This window comes from Bosea vestrisii, assembly GCF_030144325.1.
GTDB classification, from domain to species: domain Bacteria; phylum Pseudomonadota; class Alphaproteobacteria; order Rhizobiales; family Beijerinckiaceae; genus Allobosea; species Allobosea vestrisii_A.
Window position 1 is genome coordinate 190,683 of sequence record NZ_CP126307.1, and the last position, 25,937, is coordinate 216,619.

The 25,937-nt window shown below is 65.9% G+C and carries 23 protein-coding genes and 1 pseudogene; 16 read left to right on the top strand and 8 right to left on the bottom strand.

Going from position 1 to position 25,937, the window contains the following annotated elements:
- Nucleotides 1-2: 2 nt before the first annotated feature.
- From QO058_RS00925 to QO058_RS00965, 9 genes are all read left to right on the top strand, one after another.
- The gene (locus QO058_RS00925; protein ID WP_284169887.1) at nt 3-1,379 is read left to right on the top strand and encodes a pyruvate dehydrogenase complex dihydrolipoamide acetyltransferase; all 1,377 of its coding nucleotides are present in this window, start codon (nt 3-5) and stop codon (nt 1,377-1,379) included.
- Between the two features lie 6 nt (nt 1,380-1,385).
- Complete coding sequence (locus QO058_RS00930; RefSeq protein WP_284169888.1) at nt 1,386-2,084, top strand: SGNH/GDSL hydrolase family protein; 699 nt, start codon at nt 1,386-1,388, stop codon at nt 2,082-2,084.
- Nucleotides 2,081-2,644, top strand: a complete 564-nt coding sequence (locus QO058_RS00935) for an endonuclease domain-containing protein (protein WP_284169889.1) — start codon at nt 2,081-2,083, stop codon at nt 2,642-2,644. Before QO058_RS00930 ends, QO058_RS00935 begins: the two co-directional genes overlap by 4 nt.
- A complete protein-coding gene (lpdA, locus tag QO058_RS00940; protein ID WP_284169890.1) occupies nt 2,637-4,076 on the top strand; it encodes a dihydrolipoyl dehydrogenase in 1,440 nt (479 codons plus the stop codon). The genes QO058_RS00935 and lpdA overlap by 8 nt, the downstream gene beginning before the upstream one ends.
- Nucleotides 4,077-4,149: 73 nt before the next feature.
- On the top strand, nt 4,150-4,398 hold the full coding sequence (locus QO058_RS00945) for a GlsB/YeaQ/YmgE family stress response membrane protein (RefSeq protein ID WP_126111490.1): 249 nt from the start codon (nt 4,150-4,152) through the stop codon (nt 4,396-4,398).
- 46 nt (nt 4,399-4,444) lie between these two features.
- Nucleotides 4,445-4,780, top strand: a complete 336-nt coding sequence (locus QO058_RS00950) for a GlsB/YeaQ/YmgE family stress response membrane protein (RefSeq protein ID WP_284169891.1) — start codon at nt 4,445-4,447, stop codon at nt 4,778-4,780.
- Nucleotides 4,781-4,855: 75 nt separating this feature from the next.
- On the top strand, nt 4,856-5,182 hold the full coding sequence (locus QO058_RS00955; RefSeq protein ID WP_284169892.1) for a GlsB/YeaQ/YmgE family stress response membrane protein: 327 nt from the start codon (nt 4,856-4,858) through the stop codon (nt 5,180-5,182).
- Between the two features lie 48 nt (nt 5,183-5,230).
- Nucleotides 5,231-6,229 (top strand): lipoyl synthase, encoded by a 999-nt coding sequence (gene lipA, locus QO058_RS00960; protein WP_284169893.1) that lies wholly within the window; start codon nt 5,231-5,233, stop codon nt 6,227-6,229.
- A gap of 14 nt (nt 6,230-6,243) precedes the next feature.
- Nucleotides 6,244-6,723, top strand: coding sequence for a type II toxin-antitoxin system RatA family toxin (locus tag QO058_RS00965; protein ID WP_284169894.1), 480 nt, complete (start codon nt 6,244-6,246; stop codon nt 6,721-6,723).
- Here the strand turns inward: QO058_RS00965 and QO058_RS00970 are convergent.
- Nucleotides 6,710-7,207: a CinA family protein gene (locus QO058_RS00970; RefSeq protein ID WP_284169895.1), complete on the bottom strand. Its 498-nt coding sequence runs from the start codon at nt 7,205-7,207 to the stop codon at nt 6,710-6,712. The genes QO058_RS00965 and QO058_RS00970 overlap by 14 nt on opposite strands.
- A 4-nt stretch (nt 7,208-7,211) precedes the next feature.
- Nucleotides 7,212-8,405: a bifunctional 2-C-methyl-D-erythritol 4-phosphate cytidylyltransferase/2-C-methyl-D-erythritol 2,4-cyclodiphosphate synthase gene (locus QO058_RS00975; protein WP_284169896.1), complete on the bottom strand. Its 1,194-nt coding sequence runs from the start codon at nt 8,403-8,405 to the stop codon at nt 7,212-7,214.
- Nucleotides 8,406-8,574: 169 nt separating this feature from the next.
- Here QO058_RS00975 and dusB point away from each other — a divergent pair, with 169 nt between their 5' ends.
- The 7 genes and pseudogenes from dusB (at nt 8,575) to hflX (ending at nt 17,842) form a co-directional block, all read left to right on the top strand.
- Nucleotides 8,575-9,597: a tRNA dihydrouridine synthase DusB gene (gene dusB, locus QO058_RS00980; protein ID WP_284169897.1), complete on the top strand. Its 1,023-nt coding sequence runs from the start codon at nt 8,575-8,577 to the stop codon at nt 9,595-9,597.
- A gap of 108 nt (nt 9,598-9,705) precedes the next feature.
- Nucleotides 9,706-10,758, top strand: a complete 1,053-nt coding sequence (locus tag QO058_RS00985; RefSeq protein WP_284173064.1) for a two-component system sensor histidine kinase NtrB — start codon at nt 9,706-9,708, stop codon at nt 10,756-10,758.
- A gap of 25 nt (nt 10,759-10,783) precedes the next feature.
- Complete coding sequence (ntrC, locus tag QO058_RS00990; RefSeq protein WP_284169898.1) at nt 10,784-12,235, top strand: nitrogen regulation protein NR(I); 1,452 nt, start codon at nt 10,784-10,786, stop codon at nt 12,233-12,235.
- A gap of 142 nt (nt 12,236-12,377) precedes the next feature.
- Nucleotides 12,378-14,633, top strand: a complete 2,256-nt coding sequence (locus QO058_RS00995; protein ID WP_284173065.1) for a sensor histidine kinase NtrY-like — start codon at nt 12,378-12,380, stop codon at nt 14,631-14,633.
- Nucleotides 14,630-15,997 carry a nitrogen assimilation response regulator NtrX gene (gene ntrX, locus QO058_RS01000; RefSeq protein WP_284169899.1) on the top strand — a complete coding sequence of 456 codons (1,368 nt, stop codon included), beginning with the start codon at nt 14,630-14,632 and terminating at the stop codon, nt 15,995-15,997. The genes QO058_RS00995 and ntrX overlap by 4 nt, the downstream gene beginning before the upstream one ends.
- Nucleotides 15,998-16,193: 196 nt before the next feature.
- Complete coding sequence (hfq, locus tag QO058_RS01005; protein ID WP_069880868.1) at nt 16,194-16,442, top strand: RNA chaperone Hfq; 249 nt, start codon at nt 16,194-16,196, stop codon at nt 16,440-16,442.
- Nucleotides 16,443-16,445: 3 nt separating this feature from the next.
- Nucleotides 16,446-17,842 (top strand): annotated as a pseudogene (gene hflX / locus QO058_RS01010) (GTPase HflX).
- A 105-nt stretch (nt 17,843-17,947) separates the two neighbouring features.
- Here the strand turns inward: hflX and hspQ are convergent.
- The 6 genes from hspQ to QO058_RS01040 all read right to left on the bottom strand — a co-directional run bounded on the left by hspQ (nt 17,948) and on the right by QO058_RS01040 (nt 25,899).
- A complete protein-coding gene (gene hspQ, locus QO058_RS01015) occupies nt 17,948-18,277 on the bottom strand; it encodes a heat shock protein HspQ (protein ID WP_284169900.1) in 330 nt (109 codons plus the stop codon).
- A 120-nt stretch (nt 18,278-18,397) separates the two neighbouring features.
- A complete protein-coding gene (locus tag QO058_RS01020) occupies nt 18,398-19,447 on the bottom strand; it encodes an HpcH/HpaI aldolase/citrate lyase family protein (RefSeq protein WP_284169901.1) in 1,050 nt (349 codons plus the stop codon).
- Between the two features lie 127 nt (nt 19,448-19,574).
- Nucleotides 19,575-20,681: a DUF2865 domain-containing protein gene (locus tag QO058_RS01025; RefSeq protein WP_284169902.1), complete on the bottom strand. Its 1,107-nt coding sequence runs from the start codon at nt 20,679-20,681 to the stop codon at nt 19,575-19,577.
- Nucleotides 20,682-20,861: 180 nt separating this feature from the next.
- Nucleotides 20,862-24,008: an efflux RND transporter permease subunit gene (locus QO058_RS01030; RefSeq protein ID WP_284169903.1), complete on the bottom strand. Its 3,147-nt coding sequence runs from the start codon at nt 24,006-24,008 to the stop codon at nt 20,862-20,864.
- Nucleotides 24,008-25,273: an efflux RND transporter periplasmic adaptor subunit gene (locus QO058_RS01035; protein ID WP_284169904.1), complete on the bottom strand. Its 1,266-nt coding sequence runs from the start codon at nt 25,271-25,273 to the stop codon at nt 24,008-24,010. Before QO058_RS01035 ends, QO058_RS01030 begins: the two co-directional genes overlap by 1 nt.
- A gap of 215 nt (nt 25,274-25,488) precedes the next feature.
- Nucleotides 25,489-25,899, bottom strand: coding sequence for an MAPEG family protein (locus QO058_RS01040; protein ID WP_284169905.1), 411 nt, complete (start codon nt 25,897-25,899; stop codon nt 25,489-25,491).
- Nucleotides 25,900-25,937 lie beyond the last annotated feature (38 nt).

Sequence of the window (25,937 nt, forward strand, 5' to 3'; positions counted from 1 at the left end):
CGATGCCGACCAACATCCTGATGCCCGCGCTCTCTCCCACCATGGAGAAGGGCAATCTCGCCAAATGGCTGAAGAAGGAAGGCGACAAGATCAAGTCCGGCGACATCATCGCCGAGATCGAGACCGACAAGGCGACCATGGAGGTCGAGGCGGTCGACGAAGGCATTTTGGCCAAGATCGTGGTGCCGGAAGGCACCGCCGACGTCGCGGTCAACGAGGTGATCGGCGTGATCGCCGGCGAGGGCGAGGACGCCAAGAGCGTCTCCGCGCCGGCCAAGGCCGATGCCCCGAAAGCCGAGGCGCCCAAGACCGATGCGCCTAAGGCCGAAGCCGTCAAGTCGGAAGCGCCTGCGCCGAAGGCGGAAGCCAAGCCTGAATCGACGCCGCAGGTCACAGCGGAATCCGGCTTCAACACCGGTGGCAAGACCGTCTCAGGCGATCGCCCGTTCGCCTCGCCGCTGGCCCGCCGCCTCGCCAAGGACGCCGGTATCGATCTCGGCAAGGTCCAGGGCTCGGGCCCCCATGGCCGCATCGTCGAAAAGGACATCGAGGCCGCCAAGCAGGGTGGAGCCGCCAAGGCTGCTCCCGCGGCCGGAGCGCCCGCAACACCGAAGCCTGCCGCCGCTCCGCTCGCAGCCGGTCCTTCGGACGAGCAGACCAAGAAGCTGTTCGCGCCGGGCTCCTATGAGGAGATCCCGCATGACGGCATGCGCAAGACGATCGCGCGCCGCCTGACCGAAGCCAAGCAGACCATTCCGCACTTCTACGTCACGCTCGATTGCGAGCTCGACGCGTTGCTCAAGCTGCGCGCCGAACTCAATGCCGCGGCACCCGAGAAGGACGGCAAGCCGGCCTACAAGCTCTCGGTCAACGACATGGTGATCAAGGCCCTGGCCCTGGCGCTGCGGGCCGTGCCCGACGCCAACGTCTCCTGGACCGACGGCGCCATGCTCAAGCACAAGCACGCCGATGTCGGTGTCGCGGTCTCGATCCCGGGCGGGCTGATCACGCCGATCATCCGCGACGCCTGTCACAAGACGCTGTCGCAAATCTCCAATGAGATGAAGGACATGGCGGCACGGGCTAAGACGCGCAAGCTGAAGCCGGAGGAGTATCAGGGCGGCACCTCGGCGGTCAGCAATCTCGGCATGTTCGGCGTCAAGGACTTCGCCGCGGTGATCAATCCGCCGCACGCGACGATCCTGGCGGTCGGCGCCGGCGAGCCGCGCGCCGTGGTCAAGAACGGCCAGCTCGCGGTCGCGACCGTGATGTCGGTGACGCTCTCGACCGACCACCGCGCCGTCGATGGCGCGCTCGGGGCCGAGCTGCTCCAGGCCTTCAAGGGCTATATCGAGAAGCCGATGGCGATGCTGGTGTAGGCGGCGATGACCCGCCAGGCCCGCATCCTAGCTTTCGGCGATTCACTCACCTGGGGGCGGATCGCCAATCGCCCGGAACGGCACGGCGACGATGTGCGCTGGCCGCGCGTGCTGGAGAAGGCGCTCGGCGGTTACGCCACGGTGATCGAGGAAGGGCTCAACGGCCGGCGGATCGCGCTCGAGGACCCCTTACGGCCCTATCGCTCCGGCATTTCGCTGCTGCCGCTGTTCATCGAGTGCCATGCGCCGCTCGACCTCGTCATCCTGATGCTCGGCACCAATGACTGCCAGCGCCAGCACTCGCTCGCGCCGTACGATGTCGCCCGCTCGATGCGGATGCTGGCTCAGGTGGCACAGCGCCCGCCGGTCGAGCCCGGCATGCCGGTGCCGGAGGTGCTGATCGTCGCGCCGCCGCTGGTGCGCAGGCCTGATGATCCCGAGCACGAGGCCAATTTCTTCATGGAAGGGGCGCCCGAGAAGATGGCGCTGCTGGCGACCTATTACCGGCGCATCGCCGACGAGGTCGGCGTCAGCTTCTTCGACGCGGCCGCGGTCGCGACCGTGACCGGCGAGGACGGCATCCATCTCGACGCCGAGAACACCCGCGCGATCGGACTGGCGCTGGCGCCCGTCGTCGACGGCCTGCTCGGCCTGCCGCTGCCGGCGCGCGGGCCTGCGCTGCGGATTACTGGGCGAGTCGGATGAACACGCTCCGCACCCTCTCCGCGGAGGCTAACCCCTCCCCCTTGTGGGGCGGGGCGGGGGTGGGGGGCGCAAAGCTGTTCGCCGGCAGTGGGGAGGACGCAGTGCGGTTCATGCGAGAGCGACCGAAAGCGGCCTCGGCGGCAGCTGGCACAAATGCTCCGAAACTGCGCCGGAGTTTGACAGAACCCGAGAAGCGCCTCTGGACATTGCTGCGCAAGCGGCTGCCGCAGAACGGGACGCATTTTCGCCGACAGGTTGCTCTGGGCTCGTATGTCGTCGACTTTGCCTGCCTGTCGAAACTGCTCATTATCGAAGTTGATGGTGACCAGCACGGGCGCTCGACGGCTGTAGCATACGACGCCGAACGAACAGCGTGGCTCGTAGCCCGAGGCTTCTGCGTGCTGCGCTTCACGAACCGGCAGGTCATGACCGAAGCAGACATAGTGATCGACACCATTCACGCTGCCCTTTCCGGCGACCTCGAACTCTGTCCGTCGCCCCCCACCCCCAGCCCCTCCCCACAAGGGGGAGGGGTGCGCCGAGGCACCTCCCATGGCTGATTACGACATCATCATCATCGGCTCCGGCCCCGGCGGCTATGTCGCGGCGATCCGGGCGGCGCAACTCGGCTTCAAGACCGCGATCGTCGAGCGCGAGCACCTCGCCGGCATCTGCTCGAACTGGGGCTGCATCCCGACCAAGGCGCTGCTGCGCTCGGCCGAGATCCTGCACTATGGCCAGCACGCCAAGGATTACGGCCTGACGCTGGAAGGCACGTTCAAAGCCGATCTCGAAGCCGTGGTGAAGCGCTCGCGCGGTATCGCGGTCAGGATGAACAACGGCGTCCAGTTCCTGATGAAGAAGAACAAGGTCGACGTGATCTGGGGCGAGGCCAAGCTCACCAAGGCCAATACCATCGTCGTCGCCCCGACCAAGAAACCGGCGATGCAGCCGCAGGGACCCGTGCCGAAGGGCGCCAAGGGCGAGGGCACCTACACCGCCGACCACATCATCGTCGCGACCGGCGCCCGTCCGCGCGCCCTGCCGGGGCTGGAGCCGGACGGCAAGCTGATCTGGACCTATTTCGAGGCGCTGGTGCCGCCGACCATGCCGAGATCGCTGGTGGTGATGGGCTCGGGCGCGATCGGCATCGAGTTCGCCTCGTTCTACCGCACGCTCGGCGCCGAGGTGACGGTGGTCGAGGTCCTGCCGCAGGTCGTGCCGGTCGAGGATGCTGAGATCGGCGCCTTTGCTCGCAAGGCCTTCGAGAAGCAGGGCATGAAAATCCTGACCTCGACCAAAGTCACCAAGGTCGAGAAATCGGCCAACTCCGTCACCGCCCATGTCGAGGACGACAAGGGCAACAAGCAGACGATCACTGCCGAGCGAATGATCTCGGCGGTCGGCGTCGTCGCCAATGTCGAGAATCTCGGCCTGGAGGCGCTCGGCGTGAAGCTCGATCGCGGCGTGATCGCGATCGACGGGCTCTGCCGCACCAATGTGAAGGGCGTCTACGCGATCGGTGACGTCGCCGGCCCACCGATGCTGGCGCACAAGGCCGAGCATGAGGCGGTGATCTGCGTCGAGGCGATCAAGGGCCTGCATCCGCACCCGATGGACAAGGCGATGATCCCGGGCTGCACCTATTGCCACCCGCAGATCGCCAGCGTCGGCCTGACCGAGGCCAAGGCCAAGGAAACCGGCCATGAGCTCAAGGTCGGCCGCTTCAACTTCGTCGCCAACGGCAAGGCGGTGGCGCTCGGCGAGGATAGCGGCATGGTCAAGACCGTCTTCGACGCCAAGACCGGCAAGCTGCTCGGCGCCCATATGGTCGGCGCCGAAGTCACCGAGCTGATCCAGGGTTTCGTGGTCGCGATGAACCTCGAGACCACCGAGGAAGAGCTGATGCACACCATCTTCCCGCATCCGACCCTGTCGGAGACGATGAAGGAGGCCGTGCTCGACGCCTATGGCAAGGTGTTGAACGCCTGAACGGGATTGGCGCGTTCATCCGCGCTTCAGCTCAAGGTTGCGATGACCTAGCGGCATAGCAGGGAGATCATCCATGGATTTGCGCGCAATCCTCGTCGCAATCGCCATCGGCGCCGTCGCCGGCTGGCTCGCCAGCATCGTCGTCGGCGGTGGCGGGCTGATCCGCTACATCATTACCGGCCTGATCGGCGCCTTCGTCGGCAGCTTCCTGCTGCAGGCGCTCGGTGTCAGCCTCGGCATCGGCAACCCGCTGGTCTCGCAGATCGTCACCGCGACGATCGGCGCGATCGTGGTGGTGTTCCTCGCCCGGTTGATCGCCTGATCCCCCGGCGCTGGAATTCGCGCGCGGCGCAGGCCATATCCGGCCAATGACGCGCGCCCGCAAATCCGCCAAGCCCGACCGGATCGTTCCTGACGAGAAGGTCGAGATTCTGCTGCCCGGCAGAGGCCTCGCACTCGATTGGCGCAGGCTGCTGCCCCCGGTCGCCTTCGGCACGGCGGCTGGCTTCCTGGCCAGCCTCGTCGTTGGTGGCGGCGGTTTCCTGCGCCATGCCGTGGTCGGGGTGCTCGGCATGCTGGTCGGGCAGGGCATCGTGCGCGTCACCGGCTGGCGGGCGAGCACCGGCTACCGCTTTCTCGATTCGATGGCGATGGCGGTAATCGGCGCGATCCTGGTCGTGCTGCTCGCCCGTTTCATCGCTTGACGCTGGAACCAGGCGACGCTCGCTGCGTTGCTGTTCGCGGCCGGATGGCCGGTCTTTGAGGGCAGGGGGACTACCATGAACGACCAGATCTATGCCGCGCTCGGCACGCCGGGCTACGGCTTCTTCATGACGCTGCTGATTGGCATGATCGCCGGCTGGATCGCCGAGCGGGTCACCTCGTCCGATCATGGGCTCTTCACCAACATGATCGTCGGCGTCGCGGGCTCCTTCATCGGCAGCCGGATCGCCGAGCTGATGGATATTTCGATCTTCGGCTTCTGGCGGACCCTGATCGCGGCGATCGCCGGCGCCTGCCTGCTGATCGTGGTCTGGCGCGCGGTGCGCAACTGGAGCCCACTGCGGCGCCCTGGGTTGCCGGGACGCCGCTTCGGCATTAGCTAGACGGGAGTGGCTGCGCCCTGATGCGCAGCGCCAGTAACGGACCCGTCCATGGCCGTCGTGCTCGATCTTCTCAACCGCGATCCGCGCCCCAATGCCGGCAACCCGAAATCCGAGGTGAAGCCGGAGCTGCGCCATCCGGAAAAGCAGAAGCGGCCGGAGAATCCGATCCTGCGCAAGCCGGACTGGATTCGGGTCAAGGCCCCGGGCTCGCCGAAATGGGCCGAGACCCAGAAGATCGTGAAGGCGGAGAAGCTCGTCACCGTCTGCGAGGAGGCCGGCTGCCCCAATATCGGTGAGTGCTGGGAGAAGAAGCACGCCACCTTCATGATCATGGGCGACACCTGCACGCGCGCCTGTGCCTTCTGCAACGTCAAGACCGGGGTGCCCGAGGCACTCGACGCCCATGAGCCGCGCAAGGTCGCCGATGCCGTCGCCAAGCTCGGCCTCGAGCACGTCGTCATCACCTCGGTCGACCGCGACGATCTCAAGGACGGCGGCGCCGAGCATTTCGCGCAGGTCATCCGCGCTATCCGCAAGGCTTCGCCTGGCACGACGATCGAGATCCTGACGCCCGACTTCCTGCGCAAGCCCGGTGCGCTCGAAGTGGTGGTCGCGGCCAAGCCCGACGTCTTCAACCACAATCTCGAGACGGTACCCGGCAAGTACCTGACCGTGCGCCCCGGCGCCCGCTACTTCCATTCGCTCAGGCTGCTGCAGCAGGTGAAGGAGCTCGACCCGACCATCTTCACCAAGTCCGGCATCATGGTCGGCCTCGGCGAGGAGCGGAATGAGGTGCTGCAGCTGATGGATGATCTGCGTTCGGCCGATGTCGATTTCATCACCATCGGCCAGTACTTGGCGCCGTCGCGCAAGCATCACCCGGTCGTGCGTTTCGTCACGCCGGACGAATTCAAGAGCTTCGAGACCATCGCCTATGTGAAGCGCTTCCTGATGGTGTCATCGACGCCGCTGACGCGCTCCTCGCACCATGCCGGCGAGGATTTCGCCCGATTGAAGGCGGCCCGCGCAGCCAAGCTCGGCGGCTGATCGGCTTAAGTCACATGCCGATGTTCAACAGCACCCGCCGGGTGAAGCACTCGCCCGCAGAGATGTATGCGCTTGTGGCGGATGTCGAGAAATACCCGCAATTTCTGCCGCTCTGCGAGGGGCTGACGGTTCGCCGGCGCACGCCGCGCGACGGCGGCGGCGAGGTGGTGCTCGCCGACATGACTGTCGGCTACAAGGCGATCCGCGAGACCTTCACCAGCCGCGTCACGCTGGATCCGACGAATTTGAAGATCCTGGTCGAATATGTCGACGGGCCGTTCCGCTATCTCGAGAACCGCTGGAGCTTCAAGCCGCACGATAAGGGCTGCGAAATCGGCTTCTTCATCTCCTATGAGTTCGCCAGCCGTATGCTCGGCCTGCTGATGGGCGCGATGTTCGACAAGGCCTTCCACAAGTTCGCCGAAGCCTTCGAGAAGCGCGCCGATGCGATCTATGGTCCCGGTGGCGTCGCCGCGCCGGTCATTTCAGGCTGAGCGCCGCCTCGCGCAGCAGGTCGAGCGCCTCCAGCACGCTGAGGCGTCGGATCTCGTCGCGCCCTTGAGCGCCGAAACGCTTTTCGCGATGCAGCGTCAGCGCACCGTTGGCGCAGGCGAAATGCACCAGCCCGACCGGCTTCAATTCGCTGCCGCCATCGGGGCCGGCGATGCCGGTGATCGCGACGGCGAGCCGCGACGACAATCGTTCCCGGCCGCCTTCGGCCATGGCCCGTGCGACGGGCTCGCTGACCGCGCCATGCTCGAGGATCAGCTCAGCCGGGACGCCGGCCAGTAGCGCCTTCGCTTCGTTGGAATAGGTGACGAGGCCGCCGAGCACCATGCTGGACGAGCCCGAGATTGCTGTCAGCGCGCCGGCGACGAGCCCGCCCGTGCAGGATTCGACCGTCGCGACGGTGATGCCGCGCTCGCGTGAGATGTTCAGGAGTTCGGCGGCGAGCGAACGAATATCGAGGTCGAACATGGCGTCACTCCGGCTCTGGAAGGCGGACGGTCGCGGTGGCGAGCGCGGCGAGGCCTTCGCCCCGGCCGGTAAAGCCGAGGCGTTCCGACGTCGTCGCCTTGACGCCAACCTGGTCGAGGCGCAAGCCCGCGATCTCTGCGATCCGAGCGCGGATCGGATCGCGATGCGGGCCGACCTTCGGCCCCTCGCAGACGATCGTCAGGTCGAGATGATCGATCCGACCGCCACGCTGACGGGTGCGATCCGCGGCGAAGGCGAGAAAGCGATCGGACGAGGCGCCGCGCCATTGCGGGTCGCTCGGCGGAAAATGGCTGCCGATGTCACCATCAGCCAAGGCTCCCAATAGTGCGTCAGTAAGCGCATGCAGGGCGACGTCGCCATCGGAATGGGCCGTGACGCCGCGGCTGTGCGGAATCCGGATGCCGCCGAGCCAGACGTGGTCGCCATCTGCGAAGGCATGAACGTCGTAGCCCGTGCCCGTGCGCGTCACCAGCGGCCGAGCGAAGCGCCGTTCGGCCAGCGCGAAGTCGCCCGGATGGGTCAGCTTCAGGTTCATCGGATCTCCTGCGAAGGTCGCGACCCGATGACCGGCCCACTCCATGATGGCGGAATCGTCAGTGAAGCCGCTGGCTCCGGCGCCGTGAGCAGCCCGGTGCGCGGCGAGCAGAGGCTGGAAGGCGAAGGCCTGCGGCGTCTGCACCGAGACGAGTTGCTCGCGCGGCAGGGTCTGCTCGATCAAACCTGCATCATCCACGCGCTTGATGGTGTCGGTGACGGTGAGCGCGGGGACCGCCGCGACATGCTGCACACTGGCCTCCATCACCCGCTCGATGAGTGCGGCTGAAACGAAGGGGCGGGCCGCATCGTGCACGAGCACGCTGCCCGCAAAGCCGCCGGCGGCAAGCGCCTCCAATCCTGCGCGGACCGAATCCTGCCGCGTCTCCCCACCATCGGCCGGCGCGGATAGGCGCCCGCGTATGCTCTCCGGAATCTGGCCGATCGCATCGTCATACCGTGGCCGGTCGCCGACACCGATCACCACGAGCACGGCGCCAATCCGGCTCTCGGCCAGGAAGGGGGCGAGCGTACGGCACAGAACCGGCATGCCACCAAGCCGCCGATACTGTTTCGGAGCGTCCGCACCAGCGCGCAGGCCGCGGCCGGCGGCAACGATCAGGGCTGCGACGGCGGGCGTCATTGATCCTAGGGCTCCATGAACTTGGGTCTCGCTGATAGGACGGCACGGCTTCGTCGCCAAGCCGCTACGGCGCTCGCGGGACAATCAGCGCTGATCCTCTCGATATTGCGATGCAACATACTGCGAAATTCTCTTGCGCGACGCAGCATATGTCTAATAAATCGGCAAAATGAAAACTGCCTCAAATGCGGGCGAGCATGAGGTGCCGATCGGCGGACTGTTCCCGGCCTCGCGTGCTTTCCTGGCGCCGATGTCGGGCGTGACCGATCTGGCCATGCGCCGCATCGCCGCTCGCTTCGGCGCCGGCCTGGTCGTCTCGGAAATGGTCGCCTCCGACGAGCTCGTCCGCGGCAGCGAGGAGGCACGGCTGCGGGCCGAGGGTGCGGGCGTGACGCCGCATGTCGTGCAACTTGCCGGTTGCGAAGCGCGCTGGCTGGCGGAGGCGGCGCAGGTCGCGGAAGCGTCGGGCGCCGATATCGTCGACATCAACATGGGCTGCCCTGCCAAGCGGGTGGTCGGCGGCTGGGCCGGTTCAGCGCTGATGCGTGACCTCGATCACGCAATCGGTCTGGTCGAGGCGGTCGTGGCAGCGGTGAAGGTGCCGGTCACGGTCAAGATGCGGCTCGGCTGGGACGATACCAGCCGCAACGCGCCCGAACTGGCGCGCCGGGCTGCGATGGCCGGAGCGGCCGCGATCACGGTCCACGGCCGCACGCGTCAGCAGTTCTACAAGGGCCAGGCCAATTGGGCCGCGATCCGTCCGGTGCGGGCGGAAGGTCAATTTCCGCTGATCGCCAATGGCGATATCGCGACGTCCGCGCAGGCACAGCTCTGTCTGGAGGAATCGGGAGCGGATTACGTCATGGTCGGGCGCGCAGCGCTCGGGCGGCCCTGGCTGCCTGGCGCGATCGGGGCCACGCTCGCGGGCCGCGAGCCGGCGAACATCCCGCTCACCGTCAAGCACGATCTGGCCCGCGAGCACTATGAGAGCCTGCTCTCACTGATGGGACGCGAGAGTGGCGTCCGCCACGCCCGCAAGCACCTGGCCGCCTATGCCGACGAGGCGCTTGCCTGCGGACTGGAGCCCGACGAAACCGCGCGCCGCGAGTTGCTGACGACGAGCGAGCCTGTGCGCGCCATCGCGGCCTTGGGGCGACTATTCTCCACCGACCCTCTCGGCGCTGCCGCCTGACCCCGGAAAGTCATGCCTATGACGATGGCGATGTTCAACGACGGTGCGGAAGGGCAGCACGATCCCTTGTACGATCTTCTCGAAGTCCAGGCGCTCAACGTCCTGCCGATGCCCGTCCTGGTGATCGGGGAAGGACACGGCGTCCTTTACGCCAACACCGCCGCCGAGGACTTCTTTCAGGCCAGCACCCTCGTGCTGAAACGCCAGCGCCTCGACGATCTCGTCGCCTTCGGCTCGCCGGTGCTGGGATTGGTCGAGGAGGTTCAGCGGCGTGGTGCCAGCGTCAGCGAGTACCGGGTCGAATTGGCCTCGCCCCGGCTCGGCATCGACCGGGTGGTCGACGTTTTTGCCTCGTTGTTGCCCAGTCAGCCCGATGCGGTGGTTCTTTTGCTGCAGGAACGGACAATTGCCGAAAAAATGGACAGGCAGTTGACGCATAGAGGGGCAGCCCGCTCGATCACGGCGCTGGGCGCAATGCTCGCGCATGAAATCAAGAACCCGCTCTCCGGCATCCGCGGCGCGGCGCAATTGCTCGAATCTTCAGTCCAGGATGACGATCGCCTGCTGACCCAATTGATCTGCGACGAGGCCGACAGGATCGTGAAACTGGTCGAGCGGGTCGAGCTGTTCGGCGACGAACGTCCGAGCGAACGCGGACCGGTCAACGTCCATGACGTGCTCGACCATGTGAAGCGGCTGGCTCAGTCCGGCTTCGCCCGGCACGTCCGCTTCAGCGAAATCTACGACCCGTCGCTGCCGCCGGTCGCAGGCAGCCGCGACCAGCTGGTCCAGGTTCTGCTCAATCTGGTCAAGAACGCAGCCGAGGCCATCGGCAACGACGCGATCGATGGCGAGATCACGCTTACCACGGCCTATCGTCCCGGCATCCGCATGCAGGCGCCCGGCTCCAGCGCCCGGCTCGCCTTGCCGCTGGAAATCGGCGTCCGCGACAACGGGCCCGGCGTGCCGCCCGACCTGCATCAATACCTGTTCGATCCCTTCGTCACCACCAAGGCGCAGGGAAGTGGCCTTGGACTTGCACTCGTCGCCAAGGTGATCGGCGATCACGGCGGAATCGTCGAATGCGAGTCCGCGCCGCGACGCACGACATTTCGAATTCGATTGCCCCTGCACGAGGCGAAGCCGCCTCAGGCTGGGTAAGAGGCGAGCAGGACACAGGAACCGCATGCCGACGGGTAACATTCTCATCGCCGACGACGACGCCGCGATCCGCACCGTCCTCAACCAGGCGCTCGCGCGCGCCGGCTACGAGGTGCGCACCACGGGGCAGGCGGCGACTCTCTGGACCTGGGCTGCGCAAGGCCTCGGCGATCTCATCATCACCGATGTCGTGATGCCGGATGGCAACGCCTTCGACCTCCTACCACGCATCAAGCGGGTCCGGCCCGAGCTGCCGATCATCGTGATGAGCGCGCAGAACACCTTCATGACCGCGATCAAAGCCTCGGAGCGCGGCGCCTACGAATATCTGCCGAAGCCTTTCGACCTGAAGGAGCTCGTCGCTATCGTCGGCCGCGCCCTGTCGCGTCCGCGCGGTGACGCGCCCCGCAGCCAGGCCGCCGAACCTGACGACATCCCGCTGGTCGGCCGTTCGCCGGCGATGCAGGACGTCTATCGGGCCCTGGCGCGGCTGATGCCGATCGACCTGACGGTGATGATCAATGGCGAGTCAGGCACCGGCAAGGAACTGGTCGCCCGCGCCCTCCACGACTACGGCAAGCGCCGCAACGGGCCGTTCGTCGCCATCAACATGGCGGCGATCCCGAAGGACCTGATCGAATCGGAGCTGTTCGGCCACGAGAAGGGCGCCTTCACCGGCGCGCTGACGCGCTCCTCCGGCCGCTTTGAACAGGCCGAGGGCGGCACGCTCTTCCTCGACGAGATCGGCGACATGCCGATGGAAGCGCAGACCCGGCTGCTGCGCGTACTCCAGCAGGGCGAGTACACCACGGTCGGCGGGCGCACCCCGATCAAGACCAATGTCCGCATTGTCGCCGCGACCAACAAGGATCTGCGCATCTCGATCGCGCATGGCCTGTTCCGCGAAGACCTGTTCTTCCGCCTCAATGTCGTGCCGATCAGGCTGCCGCCGCTGCGCGAACGCGTCGAGGATATCCCCGATCTCGTCCGCCATTTTTTCGCGCTGGTCGAGAAGGAGGGGCTGGCGCGCAAGCAGATCGATTCGGAAGCGATGGATGTGCTGCGGCGTTATCGCTGGCCGGGCAATGTCCGCGAGCTCGAGAATCTGGTGCGGCGTCTGGCCGCGCTCTATCCGCAGGACACGATCACAGGACCCATTATCGAGGCTGAGTTGCAGCCGGCGACCGGGGGCCCGGTGCAGATCGGAGGCAGCAGCGCGCCGGAGCGCGCGGAAACACTGTCTGGCTCGGTCGAGCGCCATCTCAACCAGTATTTCGGGGGCTTCGGCGACCAGATCCCGCCGCCGGGGCTCTATCACCGCATCCTGCGCGAGGTCGAGCCGCCGTTGATCGCGGCCGCACTGGCAGCGACGCGCGGCAATCAGATTCGCGCGGCCGAGCTGCTGGGACTTAATCGCAACACCTTGCGCAAGAAGATCCGCGAGCTCGACATGCAGGTGGTGCGCTCGCCACGCTGACAGCAAGGCCCTGTTGCTGCCTTGCATCTGTCATATTTTGACAACACCGTTGCGGCGGCGCATCAGTGCGCCATGCGGCTTCCATCACGGAGCCAGCAGGCAGCGGAGCTTCGATATCGTCTTGACCGTCTCGACCGGCGACATGCGCATGACGCCTCGATCCGAAGACCCGCCCCGTCGGGTTTCGGGCTGGCTCGGCGCGCTCGTCGTCGGCTTTGCGCTGGTCTCGGCGCTCACGACCTTCCTCGTGCTGTCCGGCGCAACGCCGGTTGCGCCGGTCCACGAGGTCGTGGTCGGCGTCTTCATCATCAACGCCCTGCTGATTCTGCTGCTGCTGACTATCGTCGCCTTCGAGGCGGCGGTGCTGATCCGAGCGCGGCGCAAGGGCGTGGCCGCAGCCGGTCTGCACGTCCGGATCGTCAGCCTGTTCAGTATTGTCGCGGCGCTGCCAGCGGTTCTCGTCGCGGTGATCGCGACCGCGACGCTGGAGCGCGGCCTCGAGCCCTGGTTCTCCGACCGCATGCGCGACGTGATCTTCAAATCCGTCGAGGTCGCCGACGCCTACACCACCGGGCAGTGCAGGTCGCTCGGTCGCGAGATCAGGCTTCTGGCGGACGACCTGGGACGGGCGAAGACGGCCTACGATGCCGATCGGCGCTGGTTCGAGAGCTTCCTCACGGCGCGCGCCACGGCGCTCGGCATGCCGGTGGTCTGGATCATGAAGTCACCGGATACCATTCTCGTCCGGGCCAACATCGACGTTCTGCGGGACGCCAGCAAGCCGAATGCCGACGCCTTCGAAGATGCCCAGAGCTCGCCGGAACCGATCTGCGTGCTTCCGTCTACGGGGCGCGTCTTTGGCGCCCTGATGAAGCTGCCGAGCTATGACGGCGCCTTCCTCTATGTCGCCCGCGAGGTCGATCCGCTCGCGGTCGAGTTCCCGGCGGTGGCTCGCGGCGCTGCGGTCGAGTACCTCGGCATCGACGCCCGGCGCAAAGGCGTGCAGATCGCCTTCGCCTCGATGTACGCGCTGATCTCCGTGATCCTGCTGCTTTCGGCGATCTGGCTCGGTCTCAACTTCGCCAACGGCCTGGTTGCGCCGATCCGGCGGATGATCCACGCCACCGATCAGGTCTCCAGCGGCAATTTCTATGTCCAGGTGCCGATAAGGCGGTCGGAAGGCGACCTCGCCCATCTCGGCGAGACCTTCAACAAGATGACGGCGGAGCTGCGCCGCCAGCGCGACGGCCTGGTAACTGCAAGCGAAGTGATCGACCGGCGACGGCGATTCACCGAGACGGTCCTCTCCGGCGTCTCCTCCGGTGTGCTCGGCATAGATGAAGACGGACACGTCACCATCAGCAACCGCTCGTCCGAGGCGCTGCTCGGCGCCGGCGGCCGTCTGCTCGGCGAGCCGGTGACGCGGGTCGTTCCGGAAATCGCCGCGTTCGTGTCGGAGGCGCTCACCAGCCGGCAGCGCTTGAGCTCCAGCCAGGTCGCGATCACGCGCGGCGGCCGCGAGCGCCTGGTCAACATCCGGGCCACGCGCGAAGGCGAGGGGGCGGGCGCCGGCCTCGTGGTGACGCTCGACGACATCACCGATCTCGTCTCGGCACAGCGTACCGCCGCCTGGGCCGACGTGGCCCGCCGCATCGCCCACGAGATCAAGAATCCGCTGACGCCGATCCAGCTTTCGGCCGAGCGTATCCGCCGCAAGTTCGGTCGCGTCATCGTCGATGACAAGGACATCTTCGACCAGTGCACCGCCACCATCGTGCGTCAGGTCGAGGATATCCGCCGCATGGTCGACGAGTTCTCGTCCTTCGCCCGGATGCCCAAGCCATCGCCGGCGCGCGACGACATCGTCGAGACGGTCCGGCAGGTCATCTTCCTGATGCGCGTCGGCAATCCCGAGATCGACTTGTCCGACAACCTGCCCGACGCACCGGTCCTGGCGCATTTCGATCGGCGCCTGATCTCGCAGGCTCTCACCAACGTTATCAAGAATGCGACCGAGGCGGTCGAGGCCGTGCCGGCCGAGGCACGTGGCAAGGGCCGCATCGAGATCGGGTTCGAACGGCTCCAGGACGGCCGGATCGTCATCGACATCCTCGACAACGGCAAGGGTCTGCCGGCCGACCAGCGCCAGAAGCTGCTCGAACCCTATATGACGACACGCGACGGCGGCACCGGGCTCGGCCTCGCCATCGTCGGCAAGATCCTCGAGGACCATGGCGGCGGGATCGAGCTGCTCGACCGGCCGGACGGCGCACGCGGCGCCAGGATCAGGCTCTGGTTCGTCGAGACCGGACCGCCACCGGCCGGCGAAGACAGACCAGATACGGGCAATAGGTCGGCGGATTCTGCCGCAAGACAAGTGAACGGGACGAAAGCATGAGTGCTGACATTCTCGTCGTCGACGACGAGGTCGATATTCGCGAACTGGTTGCCGGCCTCCTGGAGGACGAGGGCTATCGCACGCGCAAAGCCGGCTCCGCCGACGAGGCTCTGGCCGCGATTGCGGCGCGGCGGCCCAACCTCGTCTTCCTGGATATCTGGCTGCAGGGCAGCCGGCTCGATGGGTTGCAGGTGCTTCAACTGGTCAAGGAGAGCCATCCCGATCTGGCGGTGGTGATGATCTCCGGCCACGGCAACATCGAGACAGCCGTCTCGGCGATCAAGAGCGGCGCCTACGACTTCATCGAGAAACCGTTCAAGGCCGACCGGCTGGTGTTGGTCGCCGAGCGTGCCCTTGAGGCCTCGCGGTTGCGGCGCGAGGTGCGTGAACTAAAGACCCGTTCGGTTCAGGCAAGCCGGATCGTCGGTCGCTCGACCGCGGTCAACCAGCTGCGCCAGACGCTGGAGCGCGTCGCGCCGACCAATGCGCGCGTACTGATCACCGGCGAGCCGGGCTGCGGCAAGGAGCTGACCGCGCGCACGCTGCACGAGGCGTCGACCCGCTCGTCCGGACCCTTCGTCGCGATCAACGCGGCGACGATCACGCCCGACACGATGGAGGAGGAACTCTTCGGCGTCGAAGGCGGCGACGGGCGCTCGCGCCGGGTCGGCGCGCTTGAGGAGGCCCATGGCGGCACGCTCTACATCGACGAGATCGGCGACATGCCGCGCGAGACGCAGAATCGCATCCTGCGCGTCCTGGTCGACCAGAATTTTCAGCGCGTCGGCGGCGCGACCCGGGTCCATGTCGACGTCCGCATCATCTCGTCGAGCAGCCGCGACCTCCTCAAGCTGATCGCGGATGGCCAGTTGCGGGAGGATCTGTATCACCGGCTCGGCGTGGTGCCGATCCGCGTGCCGGCCTTGTCGGAGCGGCGCGAGGACGTGCCCGAGCTGATCGAGTTCTTCATGGACCAGATCTCGGTCGGAGCCGGTCTGCCCAAGCGCCGGATCGGCGGCGACGCGATGGCGATCCTGCAATCACACGAATGGCCTGGCAATATTCGCGAGCTTCGCAATAACGTCGAGCGGCTGATGATCCTGACCAAGGGCGATCCCACGGCGGAGATCACGGTCGACATGCTGCCGGCCGAGGTCGGCGCCATGGTGCCGACGACGCCATCCGGCTCCGGCGGCGAGAAGTTGATGAGCCTGCCATTGCGCGATGCGCGCGAGATCTTCGAGCGCGAGTATCTGATGGCGCAGATCGCCCGCTTCTCCGGCAACATCTCGCGCACCGCGGAATTCATCGGCATGGAGCGTTCAGCCCTGCACCGTAAGCTCAAATCGCTCGGAGTGGGCTGAAGTCCGGCCGTCGTGTTGCACTGCACGCAGGGCGGCAGGCTGAATTTCGCGCCTCGCAACCCTTGCGCGTTCTTGCCGGGTCACGATCTAATGAAGCGTCGGTGTCCGAATGCCCGGCGATTGGCGCCGAAGCCTAACGGGACGATCTGGATCGCATCCGCAAGCCGATTTGCGATCCCAACAACAGGGGCTACCCATGGCCGCAGAACGGGCCCAAAACCTTCAGGACACGTTTCTCAATCATGTCCGCAAGCAGAAGATCCCTCTCACCATCTTTCTCGTAAACGGCGTCAAATTGCAGGGCGTCGTGACCTGGTTCGACAACTTCTGCGTGCTGTTGCGCCGGGACGGGCATTCCCAGCTCGTCTACAAGCACGCGATCTCAACAATCATGCCGGGCCATCCGGTCCAGCTGTTCGAGCCCGAGGAAACGGACAAGGCCTGAGCCGTGGCTGGCAAGGCTGGGGCAGGCGACGGGCGCTCGATCGGACTCTCGATCGACGCGGCCGAACATGCCTTGGCGGCAGAGACCCGCGCCTTTGTGGTCGGCCCCTATCGGGCGCGCCACAGTGTCGGTCGGGGGCAGGGGCTGACGAAAACCAGCGCAGCCACGCAGCACGGCTGGACGAGGCGTTCGGACTGGCCAGCGCCATCGATCTCCAGATTGTCGAGGCGATCCCGGTCATCCTGGGCGCGCTGCGTCCTGCGACCTATCTCGGCAAGGGTAAGGTCGAGGAGCTTAGCGAGCGCGTCAAGATCGAGGAGATCGGTCTTGTCGTGATGGACTGCGCCCTGTCACCGGTCCAGCAGCGCAATCTCGAAAAGGCCTTCGGCTGCAAGGTCATCGATCGCACCGGCCTGATCCTCGAGATCTTCGGCCGACGTGCCCGCACGCGCGAAGGCGCGCTGCAGGTCGAGCTCGCCCATCTCAACTATCAGAAGAGCCGCCTGGTCAGGTCCTGGACCCACCTGGAGCGCCAGCGCGGCGGCTTCGGCTTCCTCGGCGGCCCCGGCGAGACCCAGATCGAGGCCGACCGGCGCATCATCCAGGAGCGGATGAGCAAGATCGAGCGCGATCTCGACAGCGTGAAGCGCACCCGCTCGCTGCATCGCGCCAGCCGCAAGCGCGTGCCTTATCCGGTCGTCGCGCTGGTCGGTTATACCAATGCCGGCAAGTCGACGCTGTTCAACCGGCTGACCTCGGCCGAGGTGCTGGCGCAGGACATGCTCTTCGCCACGCTCGACCCGACGGCGCGGGCGCTGAAGCTGCCGCATGGCGCCAGGATCATGCTCTCCGACACGGTCGGCTTCATCTCCGACCTGCCGACGCAGCTCGTCGCCGCCTTCCGCGCCACGCTGGAGGATGCGATCGAGGCCGATGTGCTGCTGCATGTCCGCGACGTCTCACACGAGGACACGCAGGCCCAGGCCGCCGATGTCCAGGGCATCCTGCGCGATCTCGGCATCGATCCGGAGGATGGCGGCCGTGTCATCGAGGTCTGGAACAAGGCCGACCTGCTCTCGGGCGACGAGCGTGAGCGCCAGGGCGCTCTCGCTACGCTCAAGCCGGATGCTTCACGCCCAGTGCTGGTCTCAGCCCTGACAGGCGAGGGGATGGGCCCGTTGACCGATGCGATCGAGCAACGCATCGCGCGAACCCGGCCGGTCTACCGGCTCACCTTGCCGCCGGGCGACGGCAAGTCGCTGGCCTGGCTGCACGCCAATGGCGAAATCCTCGATCGAGAGGATGCAGAGGATGGCGCGCTCATCCTGCTGGTCAGGCTGCCGCCGGAGCGGGAAGGGTCCTTCGCCGTGCGCTTTCCGCAGGCGCAGCGCGAAAGCTGATCCTCAGAGCATTTCCGCGTTTCTCCGAATCGCTGAAATTCTCTATCTCTTTGTTTTATCGCATTTTCTTCACGCGAACCGGTACCCACTTCGCTCGAAAATGCTCTAGTTCAGCTCCGATCTGTCAATCCGATACTTACCCTTGCGGTCACGCCGAAAATATTCGCGTGCCTGCGGGTGCCGGACCGGCTGGCCGGACTCGTCGATCACGAGATTTTGTTCGGAGACATACGCGACGTACTCGGTCTCCTCGTTCTCCGCGAAGAGATGGTAGAAGGGCTGATCCTTGGACGGACGCAGATGCTCCGGGATCGCCAACCACCAGTCATCCGAGTTCGAGAACACCGGATCGACGTCGAAGATCACCCCTCGGAACGGATAGACGCGATGGCGCACCACGTCGCCGATGCGGAATTTCGCCGTGCGTGATTCCATGTCCTCGTTCAGTCCCAGGCCGGCCCGTCACTGCCGGTATCGTCGCCGCTTGCAGCGCTTGACCTAGGATTACGTCGCAAATGCGTCAATATCCAAGGATGTCGCGGCAGGAAATCTACTTCAGAATCCGTAACGCACTGCCGATGCCGGATCGCGGGCCGCCACCTGTCGCGCCAGGTCGACGATGACCTTGGCCTGCTTCCAGGTCGCGTCGTCCTGCATCTTGCCGTCGATCATCACCGCGCCCGAACCATCCGGCATCGCCGCCAGGATACGCACAGCAAAGGCGACCTCGTCGGGATCCGGGCTGAACACGCGCTTGGCGATCTCGATCTGCGAGGGATGCAGCGTCCAGGCGCCGGCGCAGCCGAGCAGGAAGGCGTTGCGGAACTGCGCCTCGCAGGCGGCGGCGTCCGAAAAATCGCCGAAGGGGCCGTAGAAGGGCTTCAGGCCGGCAGAGGCGCAGGCATCGACCATCTTCGCGAGGGTGTAATGCCAAAGATCCTGCTGCGCGATCGCGCGCGCGCCGCCATCGGGCGTAGGGTCGGCGATGACCTTGTATTCCGGGTGACCGCCGCCGACGCGGGTAGTCTTCATCGCGCGTGAGGCGGCAAGGTCAGCCGGCCCCAGGCTCATGCCGTGCATGCGCGGGGAGGCGGTGGCGATCGCGTCGACGTTCTTGACGCCCTCGGCGGTCTCCAGGATGGCGTGGATCAGCACCGGCTTGGGCAAAGCATGGCGCGCTTCATATTGCGCCAGCAGCTGATCGACATAGTGGATGTCCCAGGGCCCCTCGACCTTCGGCACCATGACGACGTCGAGCTTGCCGCCGATCTCGGACATGATCGCGGCGATGTCGTCGAGGAACCAGGGCGAGTTCAGTGCATTGACCCGCGTCCACAATCCGGTCGTGCCGAAATCGGTCGCCTTGGCTAGTTCGATGAAGCCGTCGCGTGCCGCCTGCTTCGCCTCGACCGGAATGGCGTCCTCGAGATTGCCGAGCACGATGTCGACCTGGCTGGCGAGCTCGGGAACCTTGGCGCGCACCTTCTCCAGATGCGGCGGCACGAAATGGATCATCCGCTCCAGCCGCAGCGGCAAATCGCGATAGGGCTCGGGCGCGCCGATCGCCAGCGGACGGAAAAACTGGCGCGGCGTCTTGGTCGTCATGCTCGGCTCCATGCTGCAATGCAGCGAATGTGCCGGAAGGCCATTCGGTCGTCCATCGATCTTTCGGCTGACCTTGGGTGAATTGTCCTAGGATCAAAAACCCAGGACAATCATCCTAAAATGAAGCTCAGTTCCGCGCGAACGGTGTCTGCAGGACCACGCGCGGCGGATTTGCGATGGCGTCGCGTGGAGCGAGCACACCGCGCAGCCCGAGCGCGTCGCTGGCATAGTTGTCGTCGTGCAGGCTGGCCTCGCGAACCCGCATCTCCCGGCGCAGGGCACGAACCTGCGCTTCGGCGTGCGAGATTCCGACCTTCGCGTCGATCTGCCGGCGGTCGCTGGCGGTCAGCTCGGGCGAGCCGCGGAAGTCGCGGAAATCCGCGGCGGTATAGGGCCACTTGCCGGAGCCGGTGAAGGTACGCACCCGCCCGTCGAGCACAATGCTGTCGCCCGGCCGCAAGGTGAAGTCGCGCAGTAGCGAGACACGGCGATCGTTGGCGGTCGCGATTGCGGGCCGGCAAGCCGGATCGGCGCCGCGCTCATAGGCATAGGCCATCGGCAATGCGCGATAGGTCTTGCCATCGCTCGCCACGGCATCGTCGGTGGTTGCAGCCCCCGCCGCGACCTTGAAGACCTTGACCGGCACGCCGGGATTGGCTGCCTGGCAAAGCGCTTCATGTGCCTTGTAGTCAGCCTGGCTGCGCAAATGGCCGATCGGCGCCTGGAAGCCGTCGCAGAGGCGTACGCAGATGGTTCGCGTCACGTCGGCCGCGCCCGACACCGTGTCGTAGCGCATCGCCGGCAGCTTTTGCTTCTGCTGCGCCTGCTTCGGCGCGACCTGGACCGGCCTGAAGGGGTTCAGGTCGACCGGCGGCGGGCTCAGACGCCCCTCCGGGCGTGCCTGGAAAAACGGCACGGACCAGGTCTGGCGGGCCGGAGCATAAGCCGACACTGGAACGGAGGCATAGGTTGCACGTTGCGGTGCACGCTCTGCCCGACGGGCGGCTTCCTCGCGATGGAAGGCGCGGATTCCGGCATCGTCCTCGGCCTGAACCAGAGACACCGTCAGGATCGTGCCACCTGCACCGAGCGCAAGCCCGAAGCCGGCCATGGCCGCGAGGCGCAGGCCGCTGCTGCGGCCACGCGAAACGGGGTTCACCTTCGTCGAGGAGCTGGAACCGGTCGGCGGGACAGGATCGGAACGCAGGCAATCGACATTACGGACACGAAGCACCGCGATTACTCCATCGCTCGCTAGTTCATTGTCCGCCGCTTTATGGGCTTAGTTTACTTTTCGTTAAGACTCAACGGCGAGCCGGCCGCTGTCACCGCAAAGCCGGCGTCATCGTTAATGCGGGGATCGCCGTAAGATGGGCTGTCGGTCTTGGGAGAGCGGCAGCCTGGGGTGGCAGGTTCAATCCTGCTGGTGATGGACAGCCTGCGGGATCGCGACCGGCACTGCGCCTGGAAGCGCCGCCGCCTCCTCCCGCTCGCCGCGACCGCGGCCCGAAAGCCAGCTATCGACCTTGTCGAGATAGAAGTAGACGACGGGCGTGATGTAGAGCGTCAGCAACTGCGAAACGATCAGGCCGCCGACCACGGCAATGCCGAGCGGCTGGCGCAACTCGGCGCCCGCGCCCGCGCCGAGCGCGATCGGCAGCACGCCGAAGATCGCGGCGAAGCTCGTCATCATGATCGGTCGGAAGCGCACCAGCGCCGCATCGCGGATCGCGGTCAGCGCGTCGTCGCCCATCTTGCGACGCTCGATCGCGAAGTCGACCATCATGATCGCGTTCTTCTTGACGATGCCGACCAGCATCAGGATGCCGATGATTGCGATCACCGACAGATCCATGTGGAAGTACTGCAAGGCGAGCAGGGCACCGAGACCGGCCGAGGGCAGGCCGGACAGGATCGTGATCGGGTGGATGAAGCTCTCGTAGAGAATGCCGAGGATGATGTAGATCACCAGGATCGCGGCGAAGATCAGCAGGCCCTGGCCCTTCAGCGCATCCTGGAAGAGCTGGGCCGAGCCGGCGAAGCTGGTGACGATCGAGGCGGGCAGGTTGATCTCGCGCTCGGCCGCGCGGATCGCGTTGACGGCGTCGCCGAGCGAGACGCCCGGCGCGGTGTTGAACGAGATCGTCACCGCCGGCTGCTGGGAGATCCGGTTGACGGCAAGCGGCCCGACGCTCGGCTTGATCGTCGCGACCGTCTCCAGCGGCACGTTCTGGCCATTGGCGGCCTTGAGCAGCAGGCGCGACAGCACCGCCGGATCCTGCTGGTAGGCGCGCTCGGCCTCCATGATCACCTGGTAGTCGGTCGCCGGCGTGAAGATCGTCGCAATCTGGCGCGAGCCGAAGGCGTTGCCGAGTGCCTGGCGGATCTGGTCGCTGGAGATGCCGAGGCTGGCGGCGCGCTCGCGGTCGATATCGATCGAGAGCTGCGGATTGCGCAGCTGCAGGTCGATATTGGCGTCACGCAGTTGCGGCAGCTGCGCCAGGCGCTGCTGCATCAGCGGCGCGTAGTTGAAGAGGGCACCAAGGTCGGGCCCCTGCAGCGAATAGAGGTATTGCGCCCGCGAGGAGCGGCCGGCGTTGAGATTGATGTTCTGGACCTGCTGGAACACCGCGGTGATGCCTGGCACCTCCGAGACGGCGCGGCGCAGGCGGGCGATCACCACATCGGCCTTGTCGCGCTGGTCCTTGGGCTTCAGGGCGATGAACATGAAGCCGTTGTTGGTGGCGTTGAACCCACCGATGTTCGAGGTCAGGTAGTCGATCGCCGGATCGGCCTTGACGATCTCCGCGACGCGCATCTGGCGTGCCGCCATCGCCTCGAAGGAGGTGTCGGGCGGCCCCTCGGTAGCACCGCGCAAGAGGCCGGTGTCCTCGGTCGGGAAGAAGCCCTTGGGTACGTCGATATAGAGCTGGACCGAGACGTAGACCGTGCCGAGCGTCACCAGCAGCATCAGGAAGCGCGCCTTGAGCACGGCGTCGAGCGTCCAGCGATAGGCGCTCAGCATGCCCTGGAAGCCGGCCTCGAACACGCGTTCGACAATGTTCGGCTTCTTGTGATGGTCATGCGCCTTGAGGAAGCGGGCGCAGAGCATCGGCGTCAGCGTCAGCGAGACGAAGCCCGAGACGATGATCGCTGCCGCGATCGTGCCGGCGAACTCGGCGAAGACCTTGCCGACCACACCGCCCATGAAGAAGACGGGAATGAAGACCGCGACCAGCGAGATGGTGATCGACAGGATGGTGAAGCCGATCTCGCGCGAGCCGTCGAGCGCCGCCTGGAACGGCTTCTTGCCCATCTCGATGTGCCGGATGATGTTTTCCAGCATGACGATCGCGTCGTCGACGACGAAGCCGACGGCGAGCGTCAGCGCCAGCAGCGAGATGTTGTCGAGCGAATAGCCCAGCGCGTGCATGATCGCGAAGGTGCCGACCAATGAGATCGGCAGCGCCAGCGTCGGGATCACCGTCGCGGCGAAACTCTTCAGGAACAGGAAGATCACCATGACGACGAGGGCGATCGCGATCATCAGCGAGACCTCGACGTCCTCGACCGCCTCGCGGATCGGGATCGAACGGTCGTTGAGCACGACCAGGTCGATCGCAGCCGGCAACTGCGCGCGATAGGCGTCGAGCCGGCTCTTGATGCTGTCGACGACCTGGACCGTATTGGCGTCCGACTGGCGATAGACCGCCAGCATGATCGAGCGCTGGCCGTTGTACCAGCTGCCGGTCTGGTCGTTCTCGACCGAGTCGAGGATCTGCGCCACGTCGTTGAGGCGGATCGGCACGCCGTTCTTCTGCGAGATGATCAGATTGCCGTATTCGTTGGCGCGTTCCATCTGGCCCGTCGCGCCGAGCACCATGCGCTGGTTGGTGCCGTTCAGCGTTCCGACCGGGGAATTCGAGTTTGCCGCGGCAATGGCCGTGCGGACATCGCTCAAAGCAAGGCCGCGGGCGGAGACGGCGTCGGGGTTGACCCGCACCCTGACCGCATATTTCTGCGCGCCGAAGATGTTGACCTGGGCGACGCCGGCCAATTGCGAGATCTGCTGCTGCAGGATGTTCTCGCCGAACTCATGGACCTCGTAGAGCGGCTTGGTCGCCGAGGTCAGCACCATGAACAGCACCGGCTGGTCGGCCGGATTGACCTTCCTGAAACTCGGTGGGGCAGGGAGCTCCGGCGGCAGGCGCCGGGTCGTGGCGCTGAGCGCCGCCTGCACGTCGAGGGCTGCGCCGTCGATGTTGCGGTTGAGGTCGAACTGCAGCGTGATCGAGGTCGAGCCCTGCTGCGAGACCGACGACATCGAGGTGATGCCGGAGATCGAGGCGAATTCGCGCTCGAGCGGCGCAGCGATCGAGGAGGCCATCGTCTCAGGGCTGGCGCCGGGCAGGCGGGCGCTGACATTGATGGTCGGGAAATCGACCCGGGGCAGGGCGGCGACCGGCAATTGCTTGAAGGCGAACAGCCCGAAGATCAGGAACGTCGCCATCAGAAGGGTCGTCATGACCGGGCGACGGATGCAGGCCTCGGGCAGGTTCATCAGCCGGCGCTCCCCCGCTGGGAGGTCAGATTGGGCGCCGGCGGGCTCTGGCCGCCACGGCCGCGCTCGATCGTGCGCGCACCATCGGTCAGGAGCAGTTGCCCGTCGATCACCACGGTCTCGTCGCCGGTCAGGCCCGACGCGATGACGACGCGATCCTCGATATTGCGGGAGACCACGATCGGCCGAGCCCGGGCGGCGCCGTTCTCGATCACGAAGACATAGGAGCCGTTCTGCCCGGTCTGGACCGCCTCGCGCGGCACCGTGACGGCGTCGGGCTCTGTCCTCAGCGTCAGCCGGACCTGGCAGAGCGCGCCGGGCCAGAGCGTCTCGTCGGCATTGTCGAAGCTGGCACGAATCTGGATCGTACCCGTCGTCGCGTCGACGGAATTGTCGAGCACCGCGATCGTGCCTTCGACGCCCTTGCCGGCGCCTTGCTGGGTCGCCTGGACGGCGGTCGTCTTCGCCAGCATCGCCTCGCGGATTTCCGGCAGATAGCGCTGCGCCACGGCGAAGCTGACATAAATCGGATCGATCTGGTTGATCGTCGCCAGCATCGCCGAACTGTCGCCGCTCTTGGCGATGTTGCCTTCCTTCAGCGCGGCGACGCCGACCCGTCCCGAGACCGGAGCGCTGATCGTGTAATAGCTGAGCTGGACGCGCAGGCTGTCGACAGCAGCTTCGCCGCCCCGGATCGCGGCGCGTAGCGTGCTCACTGCGGTGCGGGCGGTGTCGAGGCGCTGGTCGGTCGCGATCTCACGCCGCGAAAGCTCCTCGGCCCGCCGCAGATCGGACTCGGCCGCGATGAGCGAGGCCTTGTCGCGTGCGACACTGGCCTCGGCCTGGCGCAGCTGCGCCTCGAGCTGGCGCGAGTCCAGCCGGAACAATACGTCGCCCTTGTTCACCATGGCGCCGTCGCGGAACTCGACCGCCATGATCTGGCTGTCGACACGCGAGCGGATATTGACGGTGGAGATCGCCTGCACCGTGCCGATCGCATCGATCCGGACGGGCATCGGGCGGCGCTCGGCCTTGGCGGTGACGATGGTCACCGGCGGCCGGTTCGCCTGGCCCGGACGATTACTGCCGGCTGCGGGGGCGGCTGCGGTTGCAGCCGGCTTTGCCGGCGCCGGGATCACCTTGCCGTAGGGTACCTGGTCAAGCGGCCATGGAACAGGGCGGCCGGTCACATGAAGAAACGCGCCCGCGGCGAGAACGCCCGCGGCCGAGAACAGAGCCACACGCCCGAAAGTCAGCACTGCCATAGAAAGCCTTGCGCCACGGGGAGCGCTACGCCGACCCTGCCGGACGGCCGCTCCCCAAACCATCCTCACCGCAAGTATTTAGCATGAAGAGGGTGTAGTTTGGACGCAAGTGTCGATTACGGTTTATCGGCCGCTGTAGCGAGGATGTGACAGAGCCGACAAATCGGCAGCGAGAACTCGCCGCCACACGTCTTGCGTGCGCAAAGAAAAAACGTTCAGACGACGGCAATCACAATGCCGAGCCACATAAAGAACAGGCATGCGACGCCGACTGCGAAGATAATCGCGCGTTGTTGCAGCCTGTTCGAGCCGGTGTGGATCAGTGTATGGACAATTCGGGTTGCGACATAAGCCCAGGCCAGTGCCGCCATGACATAGCCGGTCGCCCCGACATGCATCGCGATCAGGATCAGCGCGAAGAAGAGCAGCGGGGTCTCGAACTGATTACTGAAATTGGCCGCGGCGAGCCGCGCCGGCTCAGGATAGCGTTCGGTCGAGACCGCGATATCCGCCAGCCGGACCTCGCGGTTGGCGAAGGCCTTCTGGCGCCGCAGGAACATGATGACGAGGACGATGAAGCTCCAGAGGATCTGGGCCAGCGCAGGATAGATCAGCTTGAGCGTCATGTCGGCCTCGTCCTGAAGCATCGGACCGAAAAGTGGTC